The organism is Ruoffia sp. FAM 26254, from assembly GCF_045528545.1.
Classification (GTDB): domain Bacteria; phylum Bacillota; class Bacilli; order Lactobacillales; family Aerococcaceae; genus Ruoffia; species Ruoffia halotolerans.
In genome coordinates, this window is sequence record NZ_JBGQQY010000005.1 from 1 (window position 1) to 13,946 (window position 13,946).

Here is a 13,946-nt window from a genome sequence, read left to right on the forward strand (position 1 = left end):
AGCCAAGTGAATTCTCCTTTTAGTAATGTATGGTAACTTTATTATATAGGAATTCACTGGCTTTTGTGTACATACAAAAAAAGGTGTCAGTGAGATTTCTCTCACCAACACCAAAAATTCAAGAACCATTGTTTCCAATATGTTGGACACAATCACTTTTTTTGTATAAATTCAAAAGAATCTTTGAAAAAGTTTGTGATTAAGTGTACAGTGATACTATCTTGAATAATAAAAAGGAGGGATATAAATTGATAAAAAAATATATTTACATCATCTGTGGGTTTATTACGTTTGTGATAGGTTTTATTGGGACTATCTTACCTGTATTGCCGACGACTCCCTTTTTATTATTAGCCGGTTTCTTTTTTGCACGAAGCTCCGAACGCTTTACAAACTGGTTGCAACAAACTAAAATGTATCAGTTTTACGTTTCAGATTACGTTGAAACTAAATCTATTCCACGTAAAAAGAAATACAAAATGCTTGTCAATATCGTGATTTTAATGGGCGTATCAATTTATTTCGCACCAATTATATTTGTAAAAATTATACTCGCTTTATTAATGTTGGGCATTCTGTCTGTCTTGTTCTTAGTCGTACCAGATAGAGAAGAATCATATCAGTGTAACGAAAAAAACACGAGCCACACCGGAAATTAATCCGAAGTGGATCGTGTTTTCTATTTTATTTCACGTCGTTTGAATAGACTGATCCCAATAAACATAAAGATAGCGAAATAAATCAAGGCTAACCATGGCGTGAAATCAATCCCTTGAATCATGATTGGATTATCCGGACTTAATTGGGTGAAGATGTAAGGTTCAATCATTTCGATAAAATCAAAACGCAATGCCAAAAGCTGTAAGATTAAAGGTAAGGCAACGATACCTAGTATCGTTAAATTCATCAAAGCATTACTCGTTGAGAAAAAATATATGATTTGAAAAAGTGCCAAGTACATTAACCAAATTGGTAAGTAACTTAAAACAGTCTCCATAAATAAAATCTCATAATAAATCGAAATGCCACCATTGAAAATCATAGAACCCGCAATAGCAAACCCGGTGATAGTAATAAATAAAAAGCAAACAGCTAAAAATAGACTACTTAAGTATTTAGTTAAGTAAATCTTCATTCGAGAGTGCCCTGTACTCACAGTGTTAATTAAAGTGCGGTTTCGCGTTTCGTCATGAAAAGCCGTATTGCCTAGACCGATTAATAGGAAAATTGCGGTACTTGTCATTAATGGGATAAAGGCAAAGTAAATTAAAGACTCTGCCGGAAGGACTTGAATAATTGGGCGAATGCCTTCTTCTACCCAAGTTCCGAGATAAAAAATTAACGGAATGGCTGCACCCAGTAATAAACCAACAAGTAACCAAATTTTAGGTGCAAGGCGGGTTGAAAGTTGGTATAATTCAGCTTTAAATAATCTCATCATTAGAATGCGCCTCCTCAGTTAAATTAATAAACATCTCTTCAAGATTATGGGAGTTACGCGATAAATGAGAAAGTTTCAGATTGTTCTTTACAAAGGTATCAGCAATGTCGCTGGCTTCAATATTTGGGTCAAATACATGGATCATCCCTTCAGCTGTCACTTCAAATTCAGTTGTATTTAACTCTGTTTCAAGCAGTTGGCTAGCTCGGCCAGTGTCATCTACTTTAAACTCAAAGTAACTTTGCAGACGTTGTTGTAATTCTTCTTTGGTGAACTCATCGATTTTCTTGCCATGGTTTAAGATTACAAAGCGGGTCGCCAAGTTTTCTAACTCCGAAAGAATATGTGAAGAGACTAGAATCGTTAAGTTTGTTTCTTTAGCTAATTTTTGTAATAACTTTCTCACTTGAATAATACCTGCAGGGTCGAGACCATTTGTTGGCTCATCAAATACAAGCAGTTCCGGTTCATGAATTAGAGCTAAGGCAATGGCTAAACGTTGCTTCATACCTAAAGAAAAACCTTTGAATTTCTTGTTTCCAACATCTGCTAACCCGACAAGTGTTAATAATTCATCGATGCGGTTCTTATTTTTAATGCCTCGTTGAATCCGATAGAATTCTAGATTTTGTTTGGCAGACATTTCCGGAAAGAAGGCAGGGTCTTCTATAATAGTACCTAAATACTTGCGGTTTTCTCTTAAACCTGCCGCATCTAAGGAACCAAATAATTTTAAGTCCCCATCATAAACGGGAGTCATACCGGTAATAATTCGAAATAAAGTTGTTTTTCCAGCGCCATTGGGACCAGCGACACCGACAATTTCACCTTTGCTCACATTTAAATTAAAGTGTTCTAACGCTTGTTGTTTACCGTATTGTTTAGATACATTGTTTACTTCTAATACTAGCGAATTTTTCATTTTCTTATCCTCTCATTCGCATTTGGTTTATGCGATCATTTCTCTTTAAATATACGCGAATTGAGTACGCTTTTCATAGGACTCTAGTTGTATATTGAAAAATATGTGAACTATTCAAACGGTTTTTTATCCTTTCATACATAATAACACCGTCAAACAATAAATACGAAGAGAAACACATAGAATTATACATTTTTCATATGATTAAATTGTCATGTTTAATGGTCTTGACTTTAGCAAACTTCGGGAGTAGTATAGTGAAAGCCTAAATAGTAACCATTACATTTAAGAGAGGTTGATCATTATGAAATTATTTAAGAAGTTTATTTTATTTGTTATTGCTTTCGCTTTAATTATACCTGGAGCCAACATTCATGCCCAAGACAAAAAGACGGTCATGACTACATTTTATCCAATGTATTACTTAGCGAGCCGAATAGGTGGAGACGCTATTAATGTTGAGATGCTTTTAGAAAGTGGACAAGATGCGCATTCGTATGAATCTACGGCAAAAGATGCTGTGGCAGTTCAAGAGGCGGATTTATTCATCTATCAAGATGATGAGATGGAGTTTTTTGTCAGTGATTTATTAAGGATTGTTGATCAAGCGGCAACTCAAGTGCTTGAATCAACGGAAGGCATTGACCTATTATCAGGTGATCATAATCATGAAGAAGAGGAACATGATCATGAGGAAGGTCATGAAGAGGAACACAATCACGGCGATGAACATGACCACGAAGAAGGTCACTCGCATGAGTTTGATCCACATACGTGGTTAGATCCAAACTTTTATTCTCAACAGGCAGAAAATGTCAAAAATGCCTTAATTCAACTCGATCCAGCGAATAAAGCAACTTATACTGAGAATGCCGAAAAACTATCTGAAGAATTAACAGCATTGAATGAAGCATTTGAAACTGGTTTAGCTGATTTGAAGAACAGAACAATTGTCGTTCAACATGAGGCTTTCGGATACTTAGCTCACGCTTATGATTTAGAACAATTAGCCATTAGTGGCTTAGCAAATAATGCCGAACCGAGTGCTAAAAAGTTAGCTGAAATGACCAAAGTAGTGAACGAAAGAAACGTTCAAGTTATTTATATTGACCCGACGACATCAACGACTATTTCAGAAACAGTGAGCCAAGCAACCGGTGCAGAGTTACGACCATTAAGAACATTGGAATTCATTACAGAAGAAGAAATTGAGCAAGGTGAGGATTATTTCAGTATAATGAGAGAGAACTTAGCTCAATTAACGAAATAAAACGTACAACTAGAAAGGTGTAACATTATGTCTCTATTAGAAGTGCATGACTTATCATTTTACTATGATGACGAAAAAGTGCTAGACAGTATTAACTTTACAATTGAACCCGGAGAATTTGTTATCTTAACTGGGGAAAATGGTGCAGCAAAATCAACTTTAATTAAAAATATCCTCGGTTTGTTAAACCCAGCCACTGGTCGAGTCATCTATTCAAAACTAAACCAATTTGGAGAGAAGTTATCTATAGGATATGTCCCACAAAATGTGACGTCCTTCAATGCTGGTTTCCCCAGTACCGTTCAAAAATTAGTTGAATCAGGTCGTTACCCTAAAGGACGTTGGTTCAAAAAACTCGATGCCACAGATTATGAATATGTAGACCGAGCGTTGAAATCCGTCGGGATGGATCATTTAAGAGGTCGTAAAGTTGGGGAATTATCTGGCGGTCAAAAGCAACGAATTAATTTGGCTCGTACATTTGCGGTGGATCCAGACTTTTTTGTACTCGATGAGCCAACAACTGGGATGGATGTTGCTTCAAGAAAATCTTTTTATAAATTATTACGTCATACATCTAAAGTTCATGGGAAAGCGATCCTAATGGTAACACATGCGGATAATGAACTGGATGGCTTTTTTGACCGTGAGATTCGACTTGTCAGAGAGGTGGGAACACCATGGAGTTGCTTCAGTATGACTTCATCCAACGCGCATTAGTTGCGGGTGTTGCGATTTCCTTTATTACACCGATTATTGGCTTATTATTAATTTTACGCAGACAGTCATTATTAGCCGATACTTTATCACATATTTCCTTAGCAGGAGTAGCCTTAGGGATGTTCCTTCAAGTAGATCCAACACTTTCTACTTTATTATTTGTTGTCGGTGCATCAATTATCATTGAGTACTTGAGAACAATTTACAATACCTTCTCAGAGATTTCCGTTGCAATTATGATGTCAGCTGGAATGGCGATAGCCTTAGTATTGGTAAGTTTGAACTCAAACTCAGGTAATTTCCAAATTGATCAATACTTATTTGGTTCAATCTTATTGATCTCACCAAGTGAAGTGAAAATTCTAGTTGGACTCTCAGTCACTATTGTTATCTTCTATCTAATCTTTAGAAGAACACTATATGTGATGAGTTATGATGAGGCGACTGCTTATACTAGTGGACTGCCAGTTCGATTCATTTCAATTATTTTTTCGGTATTTACAGGGGTTGCGATTAGTATTATGATGCCAATTGTTGGTGCATTACTTGTTTCAGCATTAGTCGTTATCCCATCTGCAACTGCTATTAAAATATCAGATAGCTTTGGGAAGACAATTGTTATAGGTATTATCATTAATTTAATTGGGATATTTGCTGGTATATTTGCGAGTTATGAATACGATACACCGCCAGGAGCGTCGATTACATTAGCCTTTATCGTGATTTTTGTCATTGTATCGTTGGCTACTTACTTTGTGACTTTACGCAAACGTAAACAGAATAATCCATCGTAAACTTTAAAGCTAAGCGCGTGAGAGTTTGGCTTTTTTGTGTCATTTTATATAGAGTGTGTCATTGTCACAAAGAAGTGTGCCAAAGTTCCTAGTTGCTTGCTATTGAAGCGTTACCAAAAAGTCTATATTATAATAATTGAATACAAATTAAATTAAGGAGGCGTCGTTGTGGATAATACAAAAAATAATGCAGGGCTGAAAGCAAAAGTCCAGAAACTCGGTAGTTACTTAAGTAGTATGGTTATGCCAAATATTGGAGCGTTTATTGCGTGGGGTGTTTTAACAGCCCTATTCATTCCGGATGGATATTTCCCGAATGAAGATTTTGCTGGGATAGTTGGGCCAATGTTAAGTTACTTACTTCCAATCTTAATTGGGTACACTGGAGGTAAGATGGTACATGGTGATCGCGGAGCGGTCGTAGGTGCGATTGCAACAGTAGGTGCGATTGTTGGGTCAGATGTAACGATGTTTATTGGTGCAATGGTGATGGGACCTTTAGGTGGTTGGTTAATCAAGAAATTTGATGAGAGATACCAAGATAAGATTCCATCTGGTTTTGAGATGTTAGTCAATAACTTCTCATCTGGTTTAATTGGATTTGCATTAGCATTAATTGCTTTTGTGGTTGTTGGACCAGTTGTTGCTAGTTTAACGTCAATGATTGGTGTTGGGGTAGAAGCCTTAGTTCAAGCAGGCTTACTACCATTAGCAAATATTCTTATCGAACCAGCGAAAGTTTTATTCTTAAATAATGCGTTGAACCACGGTATCTTTACACCTCTTGGTTCTGAGCAAGTAGCTGAAGCAGGAAAATCAATTCTATATCTATTAGAAACTAACCCTGGACCAGGTTTAGGGGTACTACTTGCTTTCATGTTCCTTGGTAAAGGATCTGCAAAAGGTTCAGCACCGGGTGCAGCGATTATTCATTTCTTAGGTGGGATTCACGAAATTTATTTCCCATACGTTATGATGAAACCATTATTATTCTTAGCAGTCATTGCTGGGGGTATGACAGGGACATTCGTATTCTCTCTATTTGATGTTGGTCTTACAGGCGCAGCGTCACCAGGTTCAATTGTTGCGATTACAGCGATGACTGCTCAAGGTAGTCACTTAGGCGTTTATGCAGGTGTGATAGCTTCAGCAATTGTGTCATTCTTAATTGCAGGTGTGATTATTAAATCAGATCGTAAAGCCGGTGTCGATGATACATTTGAAGAACAAGTAGCAGCGACTCAAGCAGCAAAAGCATCTTCAAAAGGTCAAAGTACAGATGTAGAAGCATTATCAGATTCTGCACCAGCCTTTGAAGAGATTGACCAAATTATCTTCGCTTGTGATGCCGGAATGGGGTCAAGTGCTATGGGAGCTTCATTACTTCGTAAGAAAGTGAAATCTCAAGGAATTGATATTAAAGTAACGAATTCAGCGATTAATAACTTAAAAGATGATTCGAAAACTTTAGTCATTACTCAAGAAGAATTAACAAATCGTGCGCGCAAACAATCACCATCATCGACTCACTTATCAGTTGAGAACTTCTTAGATGGCGATCGTTACGATGAGATTTTAAATGATATGTACAAAAAATCAGATGAGCCAGTGGCAACTAGCGAACCGGTTATGGCTAGCGAGCCAGAAACAACAGCGACTTCAGTTGGACCGATTGATTATAGTGCAGTGAAGCAAGTATTTGTTGCCTATGACGGAAAAGTTGGGGCAAGTACAATGGCAGCGTCACAATTACGTAATCAATTTACGAAAAATGGCATCAATGTTCCGGTTGAAGCAAAAGATATTAATGACTTAAGCAATGATAGTTCAAACTTAGTAATTGCGACACCAGAAGTGGGCGAAAAAGTTCGTCAGCAATATGCTAACGTGATGGTCGACACTTATGATAAACTATTAAATGAAAGTCATTACAATCAGTTAATTGAATATTTTAAATAAACACAACTAACGTTAGGAGGGGTAAAATGTTCTTAACAGATCGAGAAAGACACATAATGTCAATTTTGCTGAACGCACCGAGTGGTGTCAAAGTAAAAGAATTGACTGACCTATTAGACGTAAGCCGTCGGACTGTGTATCGTGAACTATCGAGTCTGGAAGAAACTTTGGCCCATTCTAACGTTTCTATTATTAACCAAAGAGGCGTGGGTTACCAATTAGAAGGCGATGAAGAGAAGATTCATTCGCTTGGACGACAGATTGAAGATGCCCAGCCAAGCGAAATGACGATTCAAGAACGTCAACGGGCTTTGTCATTAAGACTATTACTTAGTGATAGTTTGACAATGGAAGCTTTAGCAGAAGAGTTACGAGTGAGTCCAAGTACGGTTCAAAGCGATTTAGATGATGTTGAAGAGGAACTTGAGCGTTTCGGTGTGTATATTGACCGGGTTAAATTTCAAGGGCTCACGGTCATTGCGAGCGAACGCAAACGTCGTGAGATTGCGAGTCAACTCATCTATGGAAGTGTGGAGGACTATGATTTTTTCAAGTATTTAAACACTTTAAAAGAAGATTCTGAAAATCAGTTTAATGATTACTTTCTGTCTTGTTTGACGCCAGAATCTTTGCGCTTTGTAAATGAAGCTATTAATCATGATTCGAGCCAACAATTTAGTAAAGTAACTGACAATCAACTCCAACATGTGATTATCATCTTAGCTTTGACGATTGACCGAATTCAAACGGGACATCCAATTAATGAAGCCATTCCAGCCAAAGCGATTTCTCAAGATATTATTTATTTGTCGCATGAGATATTTGGTTATATTTCCTCAGAAATGGCCCTAGCCATTGATTTGGATGAACGACATTTTATTGCTCTACAGCTTGAAGGTTTAAATTATAAGACCAGTCAAAGTATCTTTTTTGAAACCTTTGATTCGCAATTAACGTATCAAGTGAAAGAGTTAATTCGTTTAGTGACTGAACATACGGGGAATGATTTCCGATATGATGATAGTCTATTTTATGACTTAGTGGCACATATTCAAGCCACTTTAAAACGACCGGTCCTACTCGATTACAAATTAGATACTCCTGTCTTGAAGCGAATCAATGAAGAATATCCAAATCTCGCTGTGGCATTAGATATGGCTTGGGAAGAAGTCTTCACAGGTCATGAACTGACGAATGATGAGAAAGCTTATGTTGTGATACATTTCGCAACGAGCTTAGAAAGGCATCCAAGCATTCAACGCGAAGTGAATGCGATTGTTGTTTCTTCAAGTGGGGTTGGTACCGGGAAAATTTTAGAAAGTAGATTAAAACGCTACTTACCTGAAATTAATTCGGTAACAGTGATTCAATTATCAAGACTCCAATTAGTCGATTTTTCTAAGTATCAATTGATTTTGTCGACAATTTATTTATCCGGGATGGACCGGGATTACCGTGTCATATCACCACTTCTAACTGATAAAGAAATCGCGGCGATTCGTCAAGATATTCATGCAAGCATTCAAGTTGACGATAATAGCAAGAGCCAGATAACACAGCATACAAATTTGTCTTTTGATCAATTGTACGATTATTTAGCGGATGCAAAATACATTTTAGATCAGCTTGATCTAACCCAAATTGAGGCGGAGGCGACGGTAGAGTTAACCTTAAAGGCAATAATTAAAGAGTTGGATTCAGACATTATTGCAGATGCAGCTAAAGTGAGCCGTAAAGTGAATGAACGTTACTTAAAAGCACCGATTGGGATTCCTAAATCAAGTGTTGCCTTGTTCCATAGTTCGAATCATTGGGTGAAGCAGCCTTACTTCAGTATTTATGAATTAGACAAATCATTTGCTCTTGTTGGGATGGATGGGCAAGAAATTCAGTTAAAACGCATGTTATTGATGATTGCTCCTGAAAAGATGACAGTTTATCAACAACAATTATTAGGTTTAATTAGTTCATCAATTATTGAAAGTGATATTAATACAGTCATTTATGAAAATGGTACTTTAGAAGAGATACGCGAGTTAATCAGTTCACTTTTTGTGAAGGAAGTTCAACATTTACACTAAAGGAGAGAGAGAAGTATGGAATTAAAAGCAAAAAACATATTATTAAATCAAACATTTTCGACGAAGGAAGAGGCAATTAAAGCGGTTGGAACTTTACTAGTTGAGGATGGAGCGGTTGAAGAAAGTTACATTGATTCAATGTTAGACCGTGAAAAAGTGGTCACTACTCACATGGGGAATTTTGTGGCCATTCCACACGGCACCGATGAAGGGAAAGAGTTTGTGAAAGAAACAAGCATTACGATTGCTCAAGTACCTCAAGGTGTGAACTTTGCCCCAGGTGAAGACGAAGAGAAGATGGCTATGATGATCTTTGGAATTGCAGGAGTAGGTAATGAGCATTTAGATGTATTATCTAAGATTGCTGTCTTCTGTTCAGATGTTGAAAACGTCGTGCGTTTAGCAAATGCAGATTCAGCTGAAGAGATTATCGCGATGTTTGAGGAGGAAGTAGAATAATGAAAGCAGTACATTTTGGAGCAGGAAATATCGGACGCGGATTTATTGGAGAGATTTTATCTAAAAATGGTTTCCATATTGATTTCGTAGATATTAACGAGACGATTATTGATGCCTTAAAAGAACGTAAAGAGTATGACATTGGCTATGCAGCTAAAGATGGCGAAACAATTCATATCGATAATGTTAATGGTTTAAACAATGGGAAAGAACCTGAAGCGGTTGTTGAAGCAATCAAATCAGCAAACATTGTGACAACGGCCATTGGACCTAATGTTCTCCCTTACATTGCCGAATTAATCGCTCAAGGAATTCAAGCGCGTCAAGAAGCAGATGTTAAAGAAGCGATTGATGTGATTGCTTGTGAGAATATGATTGGTGGATCAGACTTTTTACGTGAGAAAGTTGAAGGGTTCTTAACAGAAGATAACTTATCTTATGTGGAACAATATGTTGGCTTCCCGAATGCAGCGGTAGATCGTATTGTGCCGAATCAACAACATGAAGATCCACTATTCGTATCGGTCGAGCCATTTAGCGAATGGGTGATTGACTCAACAAAAGCGAAAGCAAAAGATATCCGCCTAGAAGGTGTGTTATATGTTGATGATTTAGAGCCTTTTATTGAGCGTAAACTATTCTCAGTAAATACAGGACACGCTACTGTAGCTTATGCTGGTGCTTTCTATGGTTACAAAACAATTGATGAAGCTATCAGTGATGAGCGAATTTTAAACCTTTTACAAAATGTACTCAAAGAAACAGGCGCATTATTAATTAACAAATGGGATTTTGATGCAACTGAACACGAAGCTTATGCAAATAAAATTGTAAACCGCTTTGAAAATACTTATATCTCGGATGATGTTTCTCGAGTGGCGAGAACTCCGATTCGTAAATTAGGACCAAATGAGCGCTTTATTCGTCCAATTCGCGAAGCTAAAGAACGCGATTTAGAGTATCAAAATTTAATGGAAGTTGTCGGAATGATTTTCCATTACGATAATCTAGAAGATAAAGAGAGCGAACATTTACAAGCGATGTTAAAAGAACAATCAGTGGAGCAAGTTGCGCGTACAATAACAGAACTTGAAGATGAAGTTCTTTTAAACCGTATTGTAGCAGCTGTTGCGAATGTATAAAAATAGATAAATACGAAAAGATCACCGTGACTCAGTCCGGTGATCTTTTTTGTGCTGTTATTGTAAATGGGTGAACTTGAGCCAAATGGGATAACGGTTTGTCTTGAGTAGCGCCAACTCCGGCCAAATGGGATAACGGTTTGTCATGAGTAGCGCCAACTCCGGCCAAATGAATTAGCGATTTGGCTCAAGTTTCGCTAAAAAAATATCGGTTAAGAAATCTTACAAGTGTCGTTTACTTAACCGATAATGATAGCCAGGAATCATAAAATGACTAATTCCATAACCTAAGAGTGCAATAGTCGCCAAGTACCGTGTCCAATGTGTTTCGGAAAGTGAGCCAGATATTAACATTAACAAGATGATCGCAAGAAAACTAAAGGAACTAAAAGATGAGGCAGTGATTGTGACAATGTCACCATCTAAGATTGGGAGCTTATTACTACGTAAACCCCCGAATTGAGATACTTGTAACTGGACTTTTGGCGTTGAGATGTCAATGTTTATTGAGCTATTATCTGCTAATTTGCCAACGACAACTCCATTAATTTTAATGTTTAATTTTGCACCCATATTGAATAACCAACCCGTTCGGCGAGTGATTTTAATTGCCATTTACTTTACCTACCTTTTGTACGTTAATCACGTGAAGTTTAATATTGACTATATTTTAACATAGTATAAGTTGGCTCCCTAAGAGAAAGAAAAATACACGAACAAAGGAAATAATTAAACACGAACAAAATTAAAGCATATATATTTATTGTCTGTGTTTTGGTAATATATGCTTAAGAGGTGACTTTCATTATGACTGATAAAAACTATAAACCAAAACGCAATCAACGTATGTTGTATATTTCCCACTATTTAGTAGATAGACCAGGACAGTTAATTAACTTGTCTTATTTTGTTGAGTTTTTGAATGCCGCTAAATCTTCAATTAGTGAAGATATTGATTTTGTTCGAGAAGTCTTTGAAATTAATGGACTCGGAGAAGTAAAGACGTTTCCGGGTGCAGCGGGTGGAATTATCTTCTATCCAAAAGTTCCTTTTATAGAACAGAAAGAGTTGTTGAATACTTTAATTGAGAAATTTACGCATGGAAAGCGAATTTTACAAGGTAATTACATTCATATGAGTGATATTTTGCAAGATTCATACATGTTAAGTAAAGTAGGCAGATTGATTGCTTCTCATTATATCCATAATGATATTGATGTAGTCATGACTGTAGAGTCAAAAGGAATTGGTCTAGCAACGATTGTTGCACGCTATTTAAACGTTCCTTATGTAATCGCGAGACGTGATTCAACAGATGGTATCGGACCAACCATCTCTGTTAATTATGTATCTGGGTCACACCAAACAGTTAAGAAAATGGAATTAGAAAAAAATAGCCTGAAAACAAATCAACGTGTCTTAATCGTAGATGACTTCCTTCGTAATGGTGGAACGGCGCAAGGGATGATTTCACTACTTGAAGAATTTGATTCGACGGCGGTCGGAGTTTGTGTCCTTGGTGAGAATCGTTCACACGAAACGAACCAATTAACTTTACCAATCGATTCACTCATTAGTGTTCAATTAGTTTATAACGATGAAGAGAGAGGTTATGAACTGGATGTTCAACCAGGAAGTTTATTTAATCAATTAACAGAGTAAACGTTTTTTTGTCGTTTCATTTAGGATTGTCAAATTAAACGGTAGATATCTTCGCCTATAATCGCTATAATTATTAAGAGTAGAATGTTTAAAATAAGGAGTGTTTATATGGAGAAGCGATTAGCCGTTGTACTGGCAGCGGGTAAAGGAACACGTATGAAATCAGAGTTATATAAAGTGCTACATACGATTAACGGCATCTCAATGGTAGAGCATGTATTACGGGCAGTTCAACAAAGTAATGTTGAGCGAATTGTAACAATTGTAGGACACGGTGCAGAAACAGTGCGAGATGTATTAGCTGATCATTCTGAATTTGCATTACAAGAAGATCAATTAGGAACAGGTCATGCTGTACTACAAGCTAAAGATCTATTAAAAGATGAAGAAGGAAGTACTCTTGTAATATGTGGAGACACTCCTTTGTTTTCAGCAGAAACATTAAATCAATTGTTCGATTTCCATGAAGAATCTAATGCTAAAGGAACAATCTTAACGGCAATCGCCGAAGACCCAGCGGGGTACGGTCGTGTAGTTAGACAAAGTGATAAAGAGGTTTCACGAATTGTTGAGCAAAAAGATGCAAACAAAGAAGAGCAAGCCATAACAGAAATTAATACGGGGACATATGTCTTTAATAATAAAGCGTTATTTGAAGCCTTGGATAAAGTCGGCAACGAAAATGCACAAGGTGAGTATTACTTACCAGATGTGATTAGTATTATGAAAGAAGCTGGCGATACTGTTAAAGCCTTTACGATGGATAACTTTGATGAAGCTATTGGAGTTAACGACCGTATCGCGTTAGCAGAAGCAACACGCTTAATGACTAAACGCATCAATGAAAAACATATGCGTAACGGTGTTACGTTTGTTAACCCAACAGCAACTTATATCGAAGCAGATGTTGAAATTGGACAAGATACATTAATTGAATCTGGCGTATCCCTTAAAGGAAATACAAAGATTGGTTCACATTCAACGATTGGTTCAAATTCAGAAATTATATCATCAAATATTGCTGACCATGTTGAAATTCGTCAATCTGTGCTAGAATTTGCAAATGTCGAAGAAAATGTAACTGTGGGACCATTTGCACACTTAAGAGCTAAGAGTGTCTTAAAAGAAGGGGCACATATCGGAAACTTTGTAGAAGTCAAAAACAGTGTTGTTGGAAAGAACTCTAAAGCAGGACACTTGACTTATATCGGGGACGCGGATATTGGTACAGATGTCAACGTAGGTTGTGGAACTGTATTTGTAAATTATGACGGAAAGAATAAATTCCGTTCAACAATTGGCAATGACGTATTCATCGGTTCAGGCTCAAATATTGTTGCACCTGTAACAGTAGGAGACCGAGCAATCGTTGCAGCAGGTTCTACGGTTAATAGTGATGTTCCAGAAGAAGCACTTGCAATTGCTAGGTCACGTCAAGAGATCAAAGACAAATACTGGAAACGCTTCAAGGACAAACAAAATCTGGAGGATTAATA

13 protein-coding genes are annotated in these 13,946 nt (G+C 37.0%); 10 read left to right on the forward strand and 3 right to left on the reverse strand.

Annotation, left to right across the window (positions count from 1 at the left end):
* Positions 1-251 precede the first annotated feature (251 nt).
* Complete coding sequence (locus tag ACEN3Z_RS02260; protein ID WP_407089480.1) at positions 252-659, forward strand: YbaN family protein; 408 nt, start codon at positions 252-254, stop codon at positions 657-659.
* 20 nt (positions 660-679) lie between these two features.
* On the opposite strand, the gene ACEN3Z_RS02265 is transcribed toward ACEN3Z_RS02260, so the two are convergent.
* Positions 680-1,441 (reverse strand): hypothetical protein, encoded by a 762-nt coding sequence (locus ACEN3Z_RS02265; protein WP_407089422.1) that lies wholly within the window; start codon positions 1,439-1,441, stop codon positions 680-682.
* Positions 1,425-2,363 (reverse strand): ABC transporter ATP-binding protein, encoded by a 939-nt coding sequence (locus tag ACEN3Z_RS02270; RefSeq protein WP_407089423.1) that lies wholly within the window; start codon positions 2,361-2,363, stop codon positions 1,425-1,427. Before ACEN3Z_RS02270 ends, ACEN3Z_RS02265 begins: the two co-directional genes overlap by 17 nt.
* A 304-nt stretch (positions 2,364-2,667) precedes the next feature.
* On the opposite strand from ACEN3Z_RS02270, the gene ACEN3Z_RS02275 reads away from it, so the two are divergent.
* From ACEN3Z_RS02275 to ACEN3Z_RS02305, 7 genes are all read left to right on the forward strand, one after another.
* Positions 2,668-3,633: a metal ABC transporter solute-binding protein, Zn/Mn family gene (locus tag ACEN3Z_RS02275; RefSeq protein WP_407089424.1), complete on the forward strand. Its 966-nt coding sequence runs from the start codon at positions 2,668-2,670 to the stop codon at positions 3,631-3,633.
* Positions 3,634-3,660: 27 nt separating this feature from the next.
* The gene (locus ACEN3Z_RS02280; protein ID WP_407089425.1) at positions 3,661-4,353 is read left to right on the forward strand and encodes a metal ABC transporter ATP-binding protein; all 693 of its coding nucleotides are present in this window, start codon (positions 3,661-3,663) and stop codon (positions 4,351-4,353) included.
* On the forward strand, positions 4,314-5,147 hold the full coding sequence (locus ACEN3Z_RS02285; protein ID WP_407089426.1) for a metal ABC transporter permease: 834 nt from the start codon (positions 4,314-4,316) through the stop codon (positions 5,145-5,147). The genes ACEN3Z_RS02280 and ACEN3Z_RS02285 overlap by 40 nt, the downstream gene beginning before the upstream one ends.
* 168 nt (positions 5,148-5,315) lie before the next feature.
* Positions 5,316-7,106: a PTS mannitol transporter subunit IICBA gene (locus ACEN3Z_RS02290; protein WP_407089427.1), complete on the forward strand. Its 1,791-nt coding sequence runs from the start codon at positions 5,316-5,318 to the stop codon at positions 7,104-7,106.
* A 26-nt stretch (positions 7,107-7,132) separates the two neighbouring features.
* Positions 7,133-9,187 carry a BglG family transcription antiterminator gene (locus ACEN3Z_RS02295; protein WP_407089428.1) on the forward strand — a complete coding sequence of 685 codons (2,055 nt, stop codon included), beginning with the start codon at positions 7,133-7,135 and terminating at the stop codon, positions 9,185-9,187.
* A 15-nt stretch (positions 9,188-9,202) separates the two neighbouring features.
* Positions 9,203-9,646, forward strand: a complete 444-nt coding sequence (locus tag ACEN3Z_RS02300) for a PTS sugar transporter subunit IIA (RefSeq protein ID WP_407089429.1) — start codon at positions 9,203-9,205, stop codon at positions 9,644-9,646.
* Positions 9,646-10,788 carry a mannitol-1-phosphate 5-dehydrogenase gene (locus tag ACEN3Z_RS02305; protein WP_407089430.1) on the forward strand — a complete coding sequence of 381 codons (1,143 nt, stop codon included), beginning with the start codon at positions 9,646-9,648 and terminating at the stop codon, positions 10,786-10,788. The genes ACEN3Z_RS02300 and ACEN3Z_RS02305 overlap by 1 nt, the downstream gene beginning before the upstream one ends.
* A 222-nt stretch (positions 10,789-11,010) precedes the next feature.
* On the opposite strand, the gene ACEN3Z_RS02310 is transcribed toward ACEN3Z_RS02305, so the two are convergent.
* Positions 11,011-11,403 carry a hypothetical protein gene (locus ACEN3Z_RS02310; RefSeq protein WP_407089431.1) on the reverse strand — a complete coding sequence of 131 codons (393 nt, stop codon included), beginning with the start codon at positions 11,401-11,403 and terminating at the stop codon, positions 11,011-11,013.
* A 192-nt stretch (positions 11,404-11,595) separates the two neighbouring features.
* Between ACEN3Z_RS02310 and purR the strand changes: the two genes are divergently transcribed.
* Both purR and glmU read left to right on the forward strand, forming a co-directional pair.
* A complete protein-coding gene (gene purR / locus ACEN3Z_RS02315) occupies positions 11,596-12,450 on the forward strand; it encodes a pur operon repressor (protein WP_407089432.1) in 855 nt (284 codons plus the stop codon).
* Positions 12,451-12,558: 108 nt separating this feature from the next.
* Positions 12,559-13,944, forward strand: a complete 1,386-nt coding sequence (glmU, locus tag ACEN3Z_RS02320; protein ID WP_407089433.1) for a bifunctional UDP-N-acetylglucosamine diphosphorylase/glucosamine-1-phosphate N-acetyltransferase GlmU — start codon at positions 12,559-12,561, stop codon at positions 13,942-13,944.
* The last annotated feature ends 2 nt before the right edge of the window (positions 13,945-13,946 follow it).

Excerpts from the sequence above, each read along its gene's own strand:
- ACEN3Z_RS02275 (WP_407089424.1), top strand. The coding sequence starts at position 2,668 with ATGAAATTATTTAAGAAGTTTATTTTATTTGTTATTGCTTTCGCTTTA.
- ACEN3Z_RS02280 (WP_407089425.1), top strand. The coding sequence starts at position 3,661 with ATGTCTCTATTAGAAGTGCATGACTTATCATTTTACTATGATGACGAA.
- ACEN3Z_RS02270 (WP_407089423.1), bottom strand. The coding sequence starts at position 2,363 with ATGAAAAATTCGCTAGTATTAGAAGTAAACAATGTATCTAAACAATAC.
- ACEN3Z_RS02305 (WP_407089430.1), top strand. The coding sequence starts at position 9,646 with ATGAAAGCAGTACATTTTGGAGCAGGAAATATCGGACGCGGATTTATT.
- purR (WP_407089432.1), top strand. The coding sequence starts at position 11,596 with ATGACTGATAAAAACTATAAACCAAAACGCAATCAACGTATGTTGTAT.
- ACEN3Z_RS02285 (WP_407089426.1), top strand. The coding sequence starts at position 4,314 with ATGGAGTTGCTTCAGTATGACTTCATCCAACGCGCATTAGTTGCGGGT.
- glmU (WP_407089433.1), top strand. The coding sequence starts at position 12,559 with ATGGAGAAGCGATTAGCCGTTGTACTGGCAGCGGGTAAAGGAACACGT.
- ACEN3Z_RS02295 (WP_407089428.1), top strand. The coding sequence starts at position 7,133 with ATGTTCTTAACAGATCGAGAAAGACACATAATGTCAATTTTGCTGAAC.
- ACEN3Z_RS02265 (WP_407089422.1), bottom strand. The coding sequence starts at position 1,441 with ATGATGAGATTATTTAAAGCTGAATTATACCAACTTTCAACCCGCCTT.
- ACEN3Z_RS02310 (WP_407089431.1), bottom strand. The coding sequence starts at position 11,403 with ATGGCAATTAAAATCACTCGCCGAACGGGTTGGTTATTCAATATGGGT.
- ACEN3Z_RS02300 (WP_407089429.1), top strand. The coding sequence starts at position 9,203 with ATGGAATTAAAAGCAAAAAACATATTATTAAATCAAACATTTTCGACG.